Here is a 14,325-nt window from a genome sequence, read left to right as displayed (position 1 = left end):
GGCCCGGCGCACGGGTTACGACGAGTGACCTCCGGCTCGAAGGCACCGCCATGTGTGCTCAGGCGCTCGCCCGTCCGGTGGAGTGATACAGCGTGGCCATGCAGTCTCTGCAGGCTCGTCAGGATGCGGCCGTGTGCCGCACTATGAATGGGGTGGGAATTTGTCCAGTCACCGGCTGTCCAAGAAGGGCCGCTACGTTGCTTGGGCGACGGCGGGCGCTGCCGTCGTCGCAGGTGCTGGAATCGCCGCACAGACATCAATGGCGGCCACCGCCTGGCCCGCACAGAAGACCTACACCGGCCGCGCCTTCGACACGTGCACGGCACCCTCGCTTGCTGCGATGAAAGCCTGGAACACGGGATTCTACGGCGGCGTCGCGGTCTACATCGGTGGCAAGAACCGCGGCTGTGCCCAGCCGAACCTGACCAAACCGTGGGTGAAATCGGTCAGCTCCAGTGGTTGGAAGATCATCCCGCTCTACGTCGGTGCCCAGCCGCCCTGCCAGAAGAGCGCGAACCCGGAGAGGTTCACCGCTTCCACGGCTGCCTCCGTCGGTGCGAGTAACGCGAAGGACGCGGTGGCCAAGGCGTCAGCCCTCGGGATGAAAGCCGGCAGCCCGATCTACCTGAACATGGAGTCGTACGACATCACCGACAAGGCGTGCAACGACGCCACCCTGACCTACGTGCGCTCCTTCACCAAGACGCTGCGCAACGCGACCTACCGTGGCGGCTTGTACGGCTTCAGCAGCTCCAGCGCCAAGGCCATCGCCACCGCCACGAACAAGACGGACCTGCCCGGAAACCTCTGGTACGCACTGTGGGACAAGAAAAACACCACCACCACGGACTGGCCGTGGAACCCCGCCCAGTACACCAACCACAGCCGCGCCCACCAGTACATGGTCAACAGCAAGGAAAAGCGAGGCGCCTACACCATCACCGTCGACCGCAACGCCTGGGACGCCCCAGTCGCGATCATCGGCTGAGACGCTGGGAAGGCCCGTCGGCGACAGATCACCGCACACACTGGTGAAGATCCAAACTGACGGGTCCGCCGACAGGGGTGCGTTGCCCTGTGCGCCCCTTCAGCACCCCGGGGAGCCGCCACGAGTTCCGGCGTCCCAGCGACGCGTGATCATGTGGCCTCCCTGGTGCAGGGCCTACCCGGCGAAGGAGGGGAACGCGGCGCAGCGTGTTTTCAGCGCCCAGGAGAACCCATGCGCCGCCGTCCGTCCAGCCGGCGTCATCCCAGTTGTCAGGTGGGGACGATGCGCCCGTCCCGCATCTCGATCACGCGGTCCGCGAAGTGCCGTACGACCGACCGGTCATGGCAGATGAACAAGTAGCCGAGGCTCAGCTCGTCCTGGAGGTCGGCGAGCAGGTTCAGCACGCCGGCCCGCACGGAGGCGTCGAGTGCCGACACCGGTTCGTCGAGGACGAGCAGTCGCGGTCCGGAGGCGAGGGCGCGGGCGATTCCGGCCCGCTGGCACTGGCCGCCGGAGAGTTCGTGCGGGCGCCGGTCCCCGCACGACGGGTCGAGCCCGACCCGGTCGAGCAGCTCGGCCACACGGGCGGGCCCTTCGGCCGGGTCCCACTTGCCGTGCACCTTCAGCGGCTCGGCCACCGCGTCGCGGACGCGGTGGCGTGGGCTGAGGGAGCCGTAGGGGTCCTGGAAGACCGGTTGCATGCATGGGCGCAGCGGGCGCAGTTCGCGTTCCGTCAGGGGTGTCAGTTCCCGCCCCTCGAAGCGGACCGTCCCGGCGTCGGGCCGGCGTAGCTGGAGTACAGCGAGGGCCGTGGAGGACTTGCCGCATCCTGAGGGGCCGTTGAGGGCGAGGGTCTCGCCGGCGTCCAGTGCGAACGAGACGTGGTCCACGGCGGTCACCGGGCCGTAGCGGACGACGAGGTCGTGGACGTCCAGCAGGGGGTGGTTCACACGAACTCCCGGAGAGGGTCGGGCACGTCGGCGGCGCGATGACAGGCGACCAGGCGTCCGTCCACGGGGACTGGTTCGGGTTCGCGGCTGCGGCACAGGTCCGTTGCGAGGGGACAGCGTGGCGCGAAGGCGCAGCCCGGCCCCAGGGCGTCCGGCGCGGGCGGGATGCCGGGGAGCACCGGCAGCCGGCGGCGCCGGGGACCGTCCTGCGGGAGCGAGGCCAGCAGGCCCGCGGTGTACGGGGCGCGCGGACGGCCCAGGACCTGTTGGACCTGGCCCAGTTCGGCCGCCCGGCCCGCGTACATCACCAGTACGCGGTCCGCGTGGGCCCGTACGACGTCCAGGTCGTGGGTGACGAGGACCAGTGCGGCACCGACCGCCTCCCGTTGTTCGGCGAGCACCCGCAGCACCTGTTCGCGGCGCTCCTCGTCCAGCGCGGTGGTCGGCTCGTCCGCGACGACGACGTCGGGCTCGTTGACCGTCGCCATGGCGATCACCGCGCGTTGCCGCATTCCGCCCGAGTATTCATGGGGGTAGGCCCGTGCCCGGCGTGCGGCGTCCGGGATGCCGACCCGGTCCAGTGCCGCCACGGCCAGGGCGCGCGCCTCCCTGCGGGACAGGTGCCGCACCGACCGTACGGCGGCGGCGATCTGGTCGCCGACAGGGTGGGCGGGGGAGAGGGCGGACAGGGCGTCCTGGGGGACGAGGGTGATCCGGCGTCCGCGTTCGGCGGCGAGATCCGCGGAGTCCCGCAACCGGACGCTGCCGCCGACGGTCGCGCCGCGCGGCCCCATGCCGAGCAGCGCCCGGGCGGTGAGGGACTTGCCCGCGCCGGACTCCCCGACGAGGGCGAACACCTCGCGCGGGCGGACGTCGAAGGTCAGTCCGCGCACCGCCTCAACCGCGCCGAACGCGATCCGTAGATCACGGACCAGCAGCAGCGCTTCAGACGGCATGGACCGTCTCCTTTCGTGTAGCGGTGCCGGCTGCGCGCCGGACTCCCCGGCCCTGCGCGTATGCCGCGCCCGTCACGGCCAACCCCGCCAGCAGGGCCAGTGCGGCGGCCGGGGCGAGGGCCGCCCAGGGGGCGCGTTCCACGTAGGCGCGGGACTCGTCGAGGAGCAGACCCCACTCGGGGGCGGGTGGCTGGGCGCCGAGGCCGAGGAATCCCAGGGAGGCCAGGGCGAGGGCGATGCCGGGCAGCCGGAGCAGGGCGTGGCGGGCGACCGGGGCGGCGACGGACGGCAGGACGTGCCGGGTGAGGATCCACAGCGGTGGTGCGCCTATGGCGCGTTGGGCGGTCAGGAACGCCGACGCCCGTACCTCCTGCACCAGCGCCGCCGCATGTGCAGCCAGGGGTGGCCAGGAGATCAGCGCGACCGCGAGGGCCGCTCCGCCGGTGCCGGGGCCGGCCGCCGCGGCGACCAGGATGCCGACGATCACGGGCGGCAGCGCGTTGGCGATGTCGGCCGCGCCCGCCGCGATGCCGGGCAGGAAGCCGAGGGCCAGTGCGATCACTAGGCTCAGCAGGCACACGGCCGCCGCCGTGCCGACTGTTGAGGCGGCTCCGTGGCCGAGCCGGGCCAGCACGTCGCGGCCGAGCCCGTCGGTGCCCATCGGGTTCGCCCAGGAGGGCGGGGCCAGCCGAGCCGTGGTGTCGACAGCGTACGGGTCGCGGAGCAGACCCCAGCCGATCGCGGTCAGCAGCAGGATCCCGAGGAGAGCCGGGATCGCCGGGTGCGCCCGGACAGGGCGGGCCGGCGGCAGCGAGAGCCCGGCGTCGCGCAGGGCGGGGCCCAGCAGCCGGCGTCGTATGAGGGCGGCCAGCGCGCCGGTGACCAGGCCCAGGGCGAGCAGGGCGAGGACGGCTCCCTGGAGCAGCGGCAGGTCCTGCGACTTGGCCGCACCCAGCGCGGTACGTCCGATGCCGGGAACCGCGAAGACGGTTTCCACCGCGACCGCACCGCCCGTCAGGCCGACGGCGACCATCCCGAACTGTGGTATCAGCGGCGGCAGTACGCGACGGAGCGCGGCGAGCGAGACACGGGTGCGGCTCACTCCCGCTCCCTGCCACAGCTCCACCCATCGTTCGTCCAGTACGGCGGGCAGCGCGTCCGCGACGAGCCGCCCGAGCAGGCCGCCCGCGGGGACGCCGAGCGCGAGGGCGGGCAGGACCAGGTGCTCGGGCCCCTGCCAGCCGGACGTAGGCAGCCACCCCAGCCATACTCCGCACACCAGCAGCGCCACGGTGGCCAGGAGAAACTCCGGCACGGCGGCGGCCATGGCGGCGAACGCCCCCGCCGACCCCCGCCCCCGCACCAGTACGGGCGCTACCAGGGCCACAGCCAGCAGCACCGCCACGGACAGCGCGGCGGCCATCAGGCCCAGCGACACCTGGAGCCCGGAGACGACGGACGGCAGGATGTCCGTCCCCGACACCCAGGAGGTCCCGAAGTCGCCGCGCAGCAGCCCGGTGGCCCAGTCGCCGAGCAAGGAGAGCGGTCCTGCGTCCAGACCGAGGTCGCGGCGGATCGCGGACAGAGCCTCCTCGGTCGGCTCCTGTTCGGCGGACCGGGCGCGCAGTACCGTCAGGGCGGGGTCCCGGCCGGAGAGCCAGGGCAGCAGACCGACGGCGGCCAGTGCGGCGACGAGGCAGACAGCGCGGGTCACCCCCGCCGAGGCCCGCCTCACCTGACGTGGGTGTCGAGCGTGACCAGTTCCCGCTCGCGCGGGTCGTGGGCCGCGCCGACCACGTCGGCGGCGTCGCCCTGGATCACGCGCTCGTGGAGCAACGGCACGGCTGCGTCAGTGGCGAGCACGGCGGCTTCGGCGTCGACGACGGCTCGGCGGCGGGCGTCACCGGTCGGCGTCGAGCCCGCCTTCTTCAGGGCCTTGTCGACGGCCGGGTCGGCGAGTTGGGGGATGTTGAACGAACCGTCGGAGGCGAAGTCGCTGTACAGGTACGCGGCCGGGTCGCCGGAATCGAGGACAGTGGCCCGGGAGAGGATGAACGCGTCGAACGCGCCCGCCAGGGCGTCGGACTCGATGTTGGCGTACTCGCGGACCTCCAGCTTCACCTGGAACCCCGCCTTCGTCAGTTGCTGTTGCAGCGCGGCGGCCACCTCGGGCAGTTCCGCCCGGTCGGTGAACGTACCGATGGTGATGCTCTTGCCCGCCGGATCCCCCGCCTTCGCCCGCCGCGCCGGCTCGCGCAGGTCGGCCGCCCACGGCAGAGCGGGCCCGAGCAGCCCCTCGGCCACGTCGGCCCTCCCCTCGTACACGCCCTTCACGATCGACTCGGCATCGATCGCCTCCCTGGCCGCCGCCCGCAGAGTCGGGTCCTTGAAGGCACCCTTCGCCGTGTTGAGGTACAGCGTGTTGGTGCGCGGCATCGGGACCTCGGTGATCAGGCCCTCGTCCAGCAGCGCGGCCTGCGAGACAGGCACCGCCTCGACGATGTCGGCCTCGCCGCTGCGCAGGGCGGCTGCGCGCGCGGTTCCGTCGGGCACGAACGTCACGTCGATGCCGGAAGCCTTGGCCGTACCGCCCCAGTAGTCGTCGTAGCGGTTAAGCGCGGCGGAGGAGGTGCCGTTGACCTTGGTCAGCTCGAAGGGACCGGTGCCGGCGCCGACCGGATTCACCGTCTTCCCTCCGTACGCCTTCGCCGAGAGGATCGACAACTGCGGGGAGCTGAGCCGCTGCGGGACCAAAGGGTCCTCCTCGGCGGTCGTGACGATTACGGTTCCGGTGCCCCCTTCCTCCACGGTCAGCTCGACGCCGTCAAGTATGCGGGGCTTGGGGGAGGCACCAGCGGCCGTGGTGAGGGAACGGACGACGGCCTCAGCGGTCAGCCCGGTGCCGTCGTGGAAAGTGACGTCCTCGCGGAGGGCGAAGGTCCAGCTCCGGCCGGACTGCTTCCACCCGGTGGCCAGCGCGGGCACGGCGTCACCGTCCGCGTTCAGCCTCACGAGCGTCTCCGCCGTGGACCAACGGGACAGTTTGAACGCGTCGTCGGAGAGCGGAGACAAGCCCGAGCGGGGCGGCTGCATCATCGCGACACGGAGGCGCTCGCCCGAGTCGGTGCCGGTGGCTTCCGTGGACGCGAAGCAGCCGGTGAGCAGGGCAGAGGCGGCGAGAACCGCGGGGAAGAGCAGGGGGCGGGACGGAACGCGCACGGGGTCACTCCGAGTAAAAGACAGGTCAAAGGTTGAGCGTGCGACGACCGTAGCACGATGATAATCATTTTCAGAGACGGTCCGTCTGCCGGTGCGGAGGCGGCGGCTCGCAGGGCGCCACCTTCAGGGGGGGCTCACAGTCGATGGCGGCCCTTGCCGTGGTCGCATCTGCGGTCTCGTCGAGGCGGCGGACTACGTCAACCCCAACCACTTGTTCCCAAGGACCACCAGTCGGCCTCAAACACCGCTACCGGCCTGATCGTGAACCGATTGGTCGCCGGGACGCCATCCTGCTTCCAGGGCGCAGCACCGCGCGATCGAGCGCGCAGCGTTCCCAAGAGGCGGCATTGCGAGAGAAGACGCTCTGCGGCTGTGCGGACCTCAGGAGGGGCGAGGAGCTCCAGTGATGCGTATCGGGTTTCCACCGAGATGGCGTGCTTGGCCACGAGCGCCTGGCGTTCATCGTGATCGAGGCTCGGGAGTCGCTTCACCACACCCATCAGGGTCTCGGAGATGCTCAGGAACTCCGTGCACGCGCTGCCAAGTACCGCCGAGATGGCCGTGTCGGCCTGGATACGCCCGACGAGGAGCGCGGCAGATGTTGCACTTTCTGCGCTGCGCTTGGTCCACCATGCTGCGACTAAGACCGTGTCCTATGTGGTGAGTCGGAGGAGTCGCTCGTAGCAGCAGAGGGCGGCGGCGAGGCCGAGAAAGGCCGGGTAGTTGCGGGGTCGGCGTTCGTGGCGGTGGTTGAGTCTGCGGTAGCCGGTCAGCCAGGACATCGTGCGCTCGATGACCCATCGTCGGCGTCCTAACCGTTCACTGGACTCGACTCCCTTGCGGGCGATGCGTACGCCGATGTGCTTGCCCCATAGCCATTTCCGCAGGTGAGGAACATCGTAGGCTTTGTCCGCGTGAAGGCGCTGGGGCTTGAAGTACCGGCCGCGGTGGGGGTCGTGTCTCGTTTGGTGACCCGTGATCATGGGCTTCAGCGCGAGGCTGTCGTGGGTGTTCGCCGCGGAGAGGCCGACGAGCAGGGGCAGTCCGTTCGCGTCGGACAGGACGTGCATCTTGGAACCTGGCCTGCCTCGGTCCACGGGGCTCGGGCCTGTGAGTTCGCCCATTTTTTAGCCCTCACGTGTGCGGAGTCCAGGACCGCGCGGGAGAGGCCGAGCAGGCCGGCGTCGTCCAAGTGGTGCAGGATCTCCTCGTGGAGCCGGCCCCAGAGACCGGCTCTGGACCAGATCAGGAACCTGCGGTGGGCCCTCGACTTCGATATCCCGAAGCAGGGCGGCAGTGCCCGCCAGGCGCATCCGCTGACCAGGACGTAGATGATCGTGGCGAACAGCGTCTCATCAGGCGTGTCCTGCGTCCCGCCGCCCTGCGGTCGCACCTTGGGCGGCGGGATCAGCGGCTCCGCGATCTCCCACAGCCCGTCCGGAACAATCCAACTCCACGTACCGCCCCCATGCGCAGACCAACGAGCGGCCTCCACATAGGACTGCGTGAGAGGGGTAAGCCGAACACCCGGCGCGGTGTCACCATGCTGTGCATGTGGTCCCTGCGCGAGCGGAGGTGAACCGCTCGGCATGGTCGGTGTGGAGGCCCGGCCGCAGCCGGGGACGGCTCTCGGTGGCCGGGCTGCCAGCCGCGCGTTCTCGACGGAGTCTGACGCGCTCGTAATTCCGTTGCCGGGACACCAGCATCTGCGATCGAATGCCTCCATGACTCATGACGGCCCTGCGGACCATCTGGAGCAGAACCGACGCTATTGGGATGACGAGGCGGCTGCGTGGCACGGACCGCTCGCCCGCGATCACTGGTCGCAGGTGGAACCGCGCTGGGGTCTGTGGGCAACCCCTGAGTCGCACGTCTCCGTACTTCCCGACGGCATAGCCGGGATGCGCACCATTGAGCTGGGCTGCGGTACTGCCTACGTGTCGGCTTGGCTGGCCAGAGCGGGAGCCCACCCGGTCGGTATCGACATCTCGGAGAAGCAGCTCGCCACTGCTCGCGCGATGCAGGCGGAGTTCGGCATCGACTTCCCTCTTGTCCTAGGCAATGCCGAAAAGGTGCCATACGAGGACAACACGTTCGGCCTGGCGATCAGCGAATACGGCGCCTCGTTGTGGTGCGACCCCTACCAGTGGATCCCGGAGGCTGCCCGGCTTCTGGTTCCTGGCGGCCAGCTGGTGTTCATGCGCTATTCACCGCTGTTCGCGCTGTGCGTACCGTCCGAGGGGCCGGCGTCCACCACCCTGTCCCGCGGTCAATTTGGCCTGACTGGGCTGGACAGGGGGAATCACGTGGAGTTCATCCTGCCGCATGGTGAGATGCTTCGTCTGCTTCGGTCCTGCGGCTTCGTCGTTGAAGATCTGATTGAGATTCAAGCCCCTCAGCCTGCACCGCGGGAGTACGCAGAGGTTCCCGCCCGTTGGGCCCAACAATGGCCCAGCGAGGAGATCTGGAAAGCTCGACTGACAGGCTGACAGCTCCTCAACTTGGCGTCTGACCTCGCCGGGCCACCCAACTTGGTGATCTCGCCTCCTTCGTGAGACAGGAGAGCGGCCGTTCTTCACGCTTCGACGTGTCGAGCAACGTCGTACGAAGGGACGGCCGCTATGAAGCGTCTGGCCCTGTCGGTCCCGTAGACGTCGCGCCCAGCGCGTTGTCCCACTTTCGTGTCGAGTTCCGACTGTCTCTGCTCCCGGGCGGACGCGCTCTTCGAGCTGACCGACGCGGTGTTGTGCGCCCGATGGTCCTCTGACGTCGCTGGTCGAGCTGACGTTGACGCTGAGTAGCGGAGCGGGCACGCGGCGATGTACGACGCGGTCAGCCACGGCTGGCTGGAACCAGGGCGCTTGCGCAGGCTCCTCGCCGCCACGCCACTGCCAGGGTGAACACCATCATCACGATGGCACCCAGGAAGAGTGTGACCTGCACCGGCCGGTGACGGCGCACGGTGGTCAGGTGATCGTCCCGGCCCGGACTGCCCCGTCTGCCGGGCTCGGCGGCGTGGATAGCCGCCGAGGTTGACGACTACGTCGTCGCCTGGGATCACACCGTCCTGTTGTTCCCCACGCCGTCACCGCCGAGCCGGGAGCGGGGCACCTGAGCCCTCTCACGTATCACCAACGCTCCTTCGGCACCCACACGCCGCTGGGCTGCTGACCTCAGAGAACGTATTCACCGACATACCGCGAGCGGAACGACCAGGCCCGGTCGACCAGTCGCCATCCGCGCAGTCATCACGCCGCGCCGCCGTTCGACGGTGGCCCGACCACAGTCGGCGTCACCCCGGCCGAACGGCCGCCGCCTCCTGATCGGAACGCGCCCCGCCTGCAGTGCGACGCCCCCGCCTACCGGCGTTCCAGCGCACCGTCGGCGTATTCCGGGTCACCTTGTACAGCGGGGAGGGAAATCGAGGATTTCCCGGCCGTCGGTATCGAAGCCGTGAGCTCGTGGGACACCAGCGAACCCTGCCGCCTGCAGGTGATCAAGCAGAGCGTGGACCGTGTGCGTCCAAGGTCCCGCAGGCCGTCGAACTGTCGATCCGATCCGCACGGCATGGTTGACCCCGCCTCCGGCCAACACTTCTTCGTCCCTCCGCTTGGGCGCTGTCATGAAGACTCCTTCTGGTTCCGACTGGGTTGACGATCATCGTCGGCCCGGGCTGCGAGGTACTCGGCCCAGTCGCGCCGGGCGTAGGCGACCCAGCGCAGTGCGGTGTGGCGGTGCATGCCGGTCCCGTCGGCGAGGATCGGGCTGGGGAGGTCAGCGGAGAGGGCAGCCAGCGCCGCGTTGCGCGCGGTGCGAACCGGGATGCCGTGCAGGTTGAGTTTCTGGGTCATGCCGTGTGTGGAGATCGGCTTTCCGGGGACCATGCCCGGGAAGAGCCATCGAGGGCCTGGGTGTACTCGCGAGAGCTGGGGCCGCCTGGGGAAAGCTGACCGGACCTGCGACTCGTTGTAAGGTAGGGAAACAGCACTTGACCTGCAAAAACGCAGGCAGGAAGCCTAGCCCGGGAGTAGCTCCATGATGCGTACCATGTTCAAGTCCAAGATTCACCGAGCGACCGTGACCCAAGCCGACCTGCACTACGTCGGCTCCGTCACCGTCGACGCCGACCTGATGGACGCCGCGGACCTGCTGCCCGGCGAGCTCGTGCACATCGTGGACATCGACAACGGCGCACGCCTGGAGACGTACGTCATCGAGGGCGAGCGCGGCTCAGGCGTCATCGGGATCAACGGCGCAGCCGCCCACCTCGTACACCCCGGTGACCTGGTCATCCTCATCAGCTACGCCCAGGTCGACGACGCCGAGGCCCGCGCCCTCGTGCCGAGCGTCGTGCACGTGGACACGGGGAACCGCATCGTCGCCCTCGGCGCCGACGCCTCGGCCCCCGTGCCGGGTACGCGCACCGAGCGCAGCCCGCAGGCCGTCGCCCCCGCCGGGCGCTGAGCCGCACGGGGACTCTCCCGGGCCGGCCCTGAAAGCGGGCCGGGGGACGTCCCGGGCCAGGAGTCACGGTGCGTACGTGTGGACTCGGCAGGCGAGGGAAGCCGCACGGGGAGACGGTGGAGGAGATCCACTCGTCCCGTCCGTCGCACTTGGAGGACCGAGATGACGCACCCCAGTCCCGACCCCGTGCCGCCCGCGCCGACACCCCCGCCCGTGCCCGGACCGCCGACGCCGGTGCCCTCCCCGCCACCCGTGCCGCCTGGCCCCGTGCCGCCCGGGCCCGCGCCCGACCCGATTCCGCAGCCGCCGAACCCGAACCCCGAGCCGGTACCCGAGCCGGAGCCCTCGCCCCAGCCGGCGGGATGAGCCGGGGCTGCTAGGGCCTCTCGCGGAGTCCCGCCAGCGCGTCCGCGTGGCGCAGCCCGCTCTCCGCCGCCACCGAGTCGAGTGACTGCGCCTCGCGCACCGGGGCGAAGCGCAGGCTGCCGGACTCCCCGGCGAAGCCGTACACGGCCGGCCGGGGCAGGCTGTTGTAGGCCCAGGGAGCGGAGAAGTAGTACGCCCCGGTGTCGTAGAGGGCGACGAAGTCGCCTTCCCGCAGCTCGGGCAGCTCGCGGCCGTGGGCCACGACGTCCCCGGCGAAGCAGCATGGCCCGGCGATGTCCTGGACCATCGGCGGCCCGCTCCGGGGGCGGCCCTCCCCGTCGAACGCGCCGACCCTGAGCGGCCAGGCGTCGGGCATGAAGACGGTGCGGGTGGCGATCTGAGCCCCCGCGTGGGTGAGCGCGATGCGGCGGCCCCCCGCGTCCTTCGTGTACTCCACACGCGCCCCGATGAAGCCGTTCTTGGCCAGCAGGGACCTGCCGAATTCGGTGACCAGGTCGTAGTGCCCGTCGAAGATTCCCGGGACCGCGGCCCGGAGCGCAGCCACGTACTCCGCGAAGGCGGGGCGGGTCTCGTCGTCGTCGAAGTTGACCGGCAGCCCTCCGCCGATGTCGATCCCGGTGACCTGGCGCGTGCCCAGCGCCTCGTTGATCTCCTCGGCGAGGCGGTACGTCTCGGCGATGCCGGCGGCGATGAGCTCCAGCGGGCAGCCCTGCGAGCCGACGTGGGCGTGCAGCCGGGTCAGCCAGCGATGCTCCGCGAAGGTCTGGACGACCCGCTCACGGGCGCCGGGGTCCCGCAGGGCCACCCCGAACTTCGAGGTGGCCGTCGCCGTGCTCATGGCACCGATCGAGCCGCCCCCCACCTGCGGGTTCACCCGCAGCCCCAGGACGGATGCCGACCCGGGGGAGCGGATCCCCTCGATCCGGCGGATCTCGCCGAAGCTGTCCGCGTTCACGGCGATACCGAGCGCCAGCGCCAGCCGGAGCTCGTCGCGGGTCTTGGCGGGTGAGTCCAGGACGATCCGGGCCGGGGCGAAACCGGCCTCCACCGCGAGCCTCAGTTCGCCCGGGCCCGCCACCTCGCAGCCCATGCCGCAGCCGGCGAGCAGCCGCAGCACCGGGATCAGCGACGCGGCCTTCGCGGCGAAGGTGTGCTGCACCCGTACGCCCGGCTCGGCGGCGAAGGCCTCGCGCAGCGCGTCGACAGAGTCGACTATCCCGTCCGCGTCGAGGAACCCCGCGAGGGGCCGCTGCTCGCCGAGCAGCCCTTCCGCCACCGCGAGGCGTAGCGCCTCCGCGAATCTGGCGGAGCGCGGCGCGGGGGAGGGCGCGGTCACGGATTCCGGCGGTGGCGTACGGCGGGTGGCGTTGATGGGAGCCTCGCAGGTCGGTGTCTTCAGGCGATGAGCGGGACCACGGCCTCGGGCGTCAGCATCCGGAAGGTGAACGCCTGGTGGAAGTAGAGCCGGATGCTCGTCGCGTCGTGGTCCAGATACCCGATGGACAGGTCCTGGCCCAGACACAGCTCGAAGTCACCCCCGCGGGTGGACAGCAGGACCCCGCCGGCGACAGCGGGCGCCCAGAGGATGGGTTCGTCGAGCTGTCGCGCCAGATGGGTGGTCACGGGATAGCCGTGGTCGGACGTCTCGGACGCCTCGGTGAACGCGTCGGCGCCGAGCAGCAGCCGGTACGGCCCGTCGACCCCCGCGAGCCGCAGCCGGGTCAGGGCCTGGCTCACCGTCGCCGGATAGTCCCGGGCGTCCGCGGGCAGCGGCAGCGGTGTGTGCGAGGAGCCGTCACGCAGGCCCGTGATGCCGGCCGCCGCGTACCCGTCGATGACGGCCATGTCCTCGGCGAACGCACAGGTGCGGGCCGCGTCCTTGACCGGCTGCCAGTCGCTGTCCTCGGAGCCGCGTTCCACGTCGTCGACAGCCGCCCTGGACACGGTGAAGGGCACCCGCCACTCGATGACCGGAGTCGCCGTCCGCGCACGGGCGAACACGTCGGGGGTGGGCGGGTCGATGTCCCGCAGATGTCCGTCGCCGATCGCGGCCAGCCCCGGTCCCTGCGGCTCGCTGACGTCGACGACCCGGCGGCCCGCCACATGACGGCTGAAGGTGCGTCTGGCCTCTTCCTCGATCTGGCTCCAGGCGGAGTCGGTGACGGGGGCGAGCTCGCGGTGCAGATTGTTCATCACGGGGCGCTTTCTTGCAGGCTGCCGATGCGCAGCGAACCGTCGCGGACCACCGGCGTCGCCGGGGAGCCCCGCTCCGCGGGCTGCGGCTCCGGGGCGGCTGTGGTCCCGGTGGGGGAGGGCGGCGGAGGAGGAGCGTCGAGGAAGTCGGCGCTGGGGGCGTGGAAGAGCGTGCCGGTGACCGCGGTGGAGAAGTCGAGGATGCGGTCGTGGGTGCCGGGCGGACTGCCCAGGAACATGTTGCGGAGCATCTGCTCGGTGACCCCGGGATCGGCCGCGTACCCGATGAAGTACGTTCCGAACTCGCCCTCCCGGAAGCTGCCGAAGGGCATGTTGGCGCGCAGGATGTCGCGTTCGGTGCCGTCGTCCTCGGTGATGGTGTTCAGGGCGACGTGCGAATCGGCCGGCTTGACGTCGTCGGTGAGCTCCATGTCGGTGAACTTCGTACGGCCGATGACCCGTTCCTGCTCCTCGGTGCTCAGCCCGTTCCAGCCGGCCAGGTCGTGCAGGTACTTCTGCACGACGACGTAGCTGCCGCCCTCGAAGTCCGGGTCCTCCGTGCCGACCATGGCCGCGACTCTCGCCTCGTCGCCCACCGGGTTCTCCGTACCGTCGACGAAGCCGAGCAGGTCGCGGTGGTCGAAGTAGCGGAAGGCCTGGACCTCGTCGACGACCCTCACCGCACCGCCGAGCCGTCCGAGGAGCTGAGAGGCCCACTCGTAGCAGACGTCCATCTGCTCGGCGCGGACGTGGAACAGCAGATCGCCCGGTGTCGCCGGAGCACGGTGGACGGGCCCCCGCAACTCCTGGAACGGGTGGAGATGCGCAGGCCTGGGGCCGGCGAACAGCCGGTCCCAGGCGTCGGATCCGAAGCCCGTCACGCATGCGAGTCCGGCGCTCGGCACCCGGAACCCGATCGACCGCGCGAACGCCGCGAGATCGGGCAGCACGTCGCGTACGGCGGACTCGCCGCCCGGTTCGATCGTGGCGACCAGCACCACCGCGGCACTGGTCAGCGGTGCCACGACGGGCTGGACCACGACGGGTTCCGGTACGGCGTCGGACATGCGCGCACTCCGTGGGTGGTGGACAGGGCTCCCTGCCACTTATCCACACCACGCTCCGGGCCGCACGCCGGGCCGGACCGGCCGGGCGACGTGCCGGGCCG

Annotated in this window: 12 protein-coding genes; 3 read left to right on the top strand and 9 right to left on the bottom strand. The window is 70.6% G+C overall.

The window, feature by feature from the left end:
• Nucleotides 1–160: 160 nt before the first annotated feature.
• A complete protein-coding gene (locus tag ACIBCU_RS24190; protein ID WP_362938921.1) occupies nucleotides 161–988 on the top strand; it encodes a glycoside hydrolase domain-containing protein in 828 nt (275 codons plus the stop codon).
• 269 nt (nucleotides 989–1,257) lie between these two features.
• On the opposite strand, the gene ACIBCU_RS24185 is transcribed toward ACIBCU_RS24190, so the two are convergent.
• The 5 genes from ACIBCU_RS24185 to ACIBCU_RS24165 form a co-directional block, all read right to left on the bottom strand.
• Nucleotides 1,258–1,938 (bottom strand): dipeptide/oligopeptide/nickel ABC transporter ATP-binding protein, encoded by a 681-nt coding sequence (locus ACIBCU_RS24185; protein ID WP_362938924.1) that lies wholly within the window; start codon nucleotides 1,936–1,938, stop codon nucleotides 1,258–1,260.
• Nucleotides 1,935–2,894, bottom strand: a complete 960-nt coding sequence (locus ACIBCU_RS24180; protein WP_362938927.1) for an ABC transporter ATP-binding protein — start codon at nucleotides 2,892–2,894, stop codon at nucleotides 1,935–1,937. Before ACIBCU_RS24180 ends, ACIBCU_RS24185 begins: the two co-directional genes overlap by 4 nt.
• Nucleotides 2,884–4,629 carry an ABC transporter permease subunit gene (locus tag ACIBCU_RS24175; RefSeq protein WP_362938930.1) on the bottom strand — a complete coding sequence of 582 codons (1,746 nt, stop codon included), beginning with the start codon at nucleotides 4,627–4,629 and terminating at the stop codon, nucleotides 2,884–2,886. Before ACIBCU_RS24175 ends, ACIBCU_RS24180 begins: the two co-directional genes overlap by 11 nt.
• Nucleotides 4,626–6,113, bottom strand: coding sequence for an ABC transporter substrate-binding protein (locus ACIBCU_RS24170; RefSeq protein WP_399233829.1), 1,488 nt, complete (start codon nucleotides 6,111–6,113; stop codon nucleotides 4,626–4,628). The genes ACIBCU_RS24175 and ACIBCU_RS24170 overlap by 4 nt, the downstream gene beginning before the upstream one ends.
• A 653-nt stretch (nucleotides 6,114–6,766) precedes the next feature.
• Nucleotides 6,767–7,608, bottom strand: a protein-coding gene (locus ACIBCU_RS24165; RefSeq protein ID WP_399233827.1) for an IS5 family transposase whose coding sequence is annotated in 2 segments (ribosomal slippage) — nucleotides 6,767–7,236 and nucleotides 7,236–7,608 — 843 coding nt in all. Because the reading frame shifts where the segments join, the coding sequence is not laid out codon by codon here.
• Nucleotides 7,609–7,837: 229 nt separating this feature from the next.
• Here ACIBCU_RS24165 and ACIBCU_RS24160 point away from each other — a divergent pair.
• Nucleotides 7,838–8,602, top strand: a complete 765-nt coding sequence (locus ACIBCU_RS24160; RefSeq protein WP_362938939.1) for a methyltransferase domain-containing protein — start codon at nucleotides 7,838–7,840, stop codon at nucleotides 8,600–8,602.
• A gap of 1,131 nt (nucleotides 8,603–9,733) precedes the next feature.
• Here ACIBCU_RS24160 and ACIBCU_RS24155 read toward each other — a convergent pair.
• The gene (locus ACIBCU_RS24155) at nucleotides 9,734–9,964 is read right to left on the bottom strand and encodes a hypothetical protein (protein ID WP_399233824.1); all 231 of its coding nucleotides are present in this window, start codon (nucleotides 9,962–9,964) and stop codon (nucleotides 9,734–9,736) included.
• 184 nt (nucleotides 9,965–10,148) lie between these two features.
• Between ACIBCU_RS24155 and panD the strand changes: the two genes are divergently transcribed.
• Nucleotides 10,149–10,577, top strand: coding sequence for an aspartate 1-decarboxylase (gene panD / locus ACIBCU_RS24150; protein WP_362938733.1), 429 nt, complete (start codon nucleotides 10,149–10,151; stop codon nucleotides 10,575–10,577).
• Between the two features lie 376 nt (nucleotides 10,578–10,953).
• Here panD and ACIBCU_RS24145 read toward each other — a convergent pair whose 3' ends face one another.
• The 3 genes from ACIBCU_RS24145 to ACIBCU_RS24135 are packed head-to-tail and all read right to left on the bottom strand — an operon-like array spanning nucleotide 10,954 to nucleotide 14,224.
• Nucleotides 10,954–12,300, bottom strand: a complete 1,347-nt coding sequence (locus ACIBCU_RS24145; protein ID WP_399233822.1) for a diaminopimelate decarboxylase — start codon at nucleotides 12,298–12,300, stop codon at nucleotides 10,954–10,956.
• Nucleotides 12,301–12,359: 59 nt separating this feature from the next.
• Nucleotides 12,360–13,157 (bottom strand): family 1 encapsulin nanocompartment shell protein, encoded by a 798-nt coding sequence (locus ACIBCU_RS24140; protein WP_362938727.1) that lies wholly within the window; start codon nucleotides 13,155–13,157, stop codon nucleotides 12,360–12,362.
• On the bottom strand, nucleotides 13,157–14,224 hold the full coding sequence (locus tag ACIBCU_RS24135) for a Dyp-type peroxidase (RefSeq protein ID WP_399233820.1): 1,068 nt from the start codon (nucleotides 14,222–14,224) through the stop codon (nucleotides 13,157–13,159). The genes ACIBCU_RS24140 and ACIBCU_RS24135 overlap by 1 nt, the downstream gene beginning before the upstream one ends.
• Between the last annotated feature and the right edge of the window lie 101 nt (nucleotides 14,225–14,325).

This window comes from Streptomyces sp. NPDC051064, assembly GCF_044455985.1.
Lineage (GTDB): Bacteria > Actinomycetota > Actinomycetes > Streptomycetales > Streptomycetaceae > Streptomyces.
This window is presented reverse-complemented; position numbering and strand designations above follow the sequence as displayed.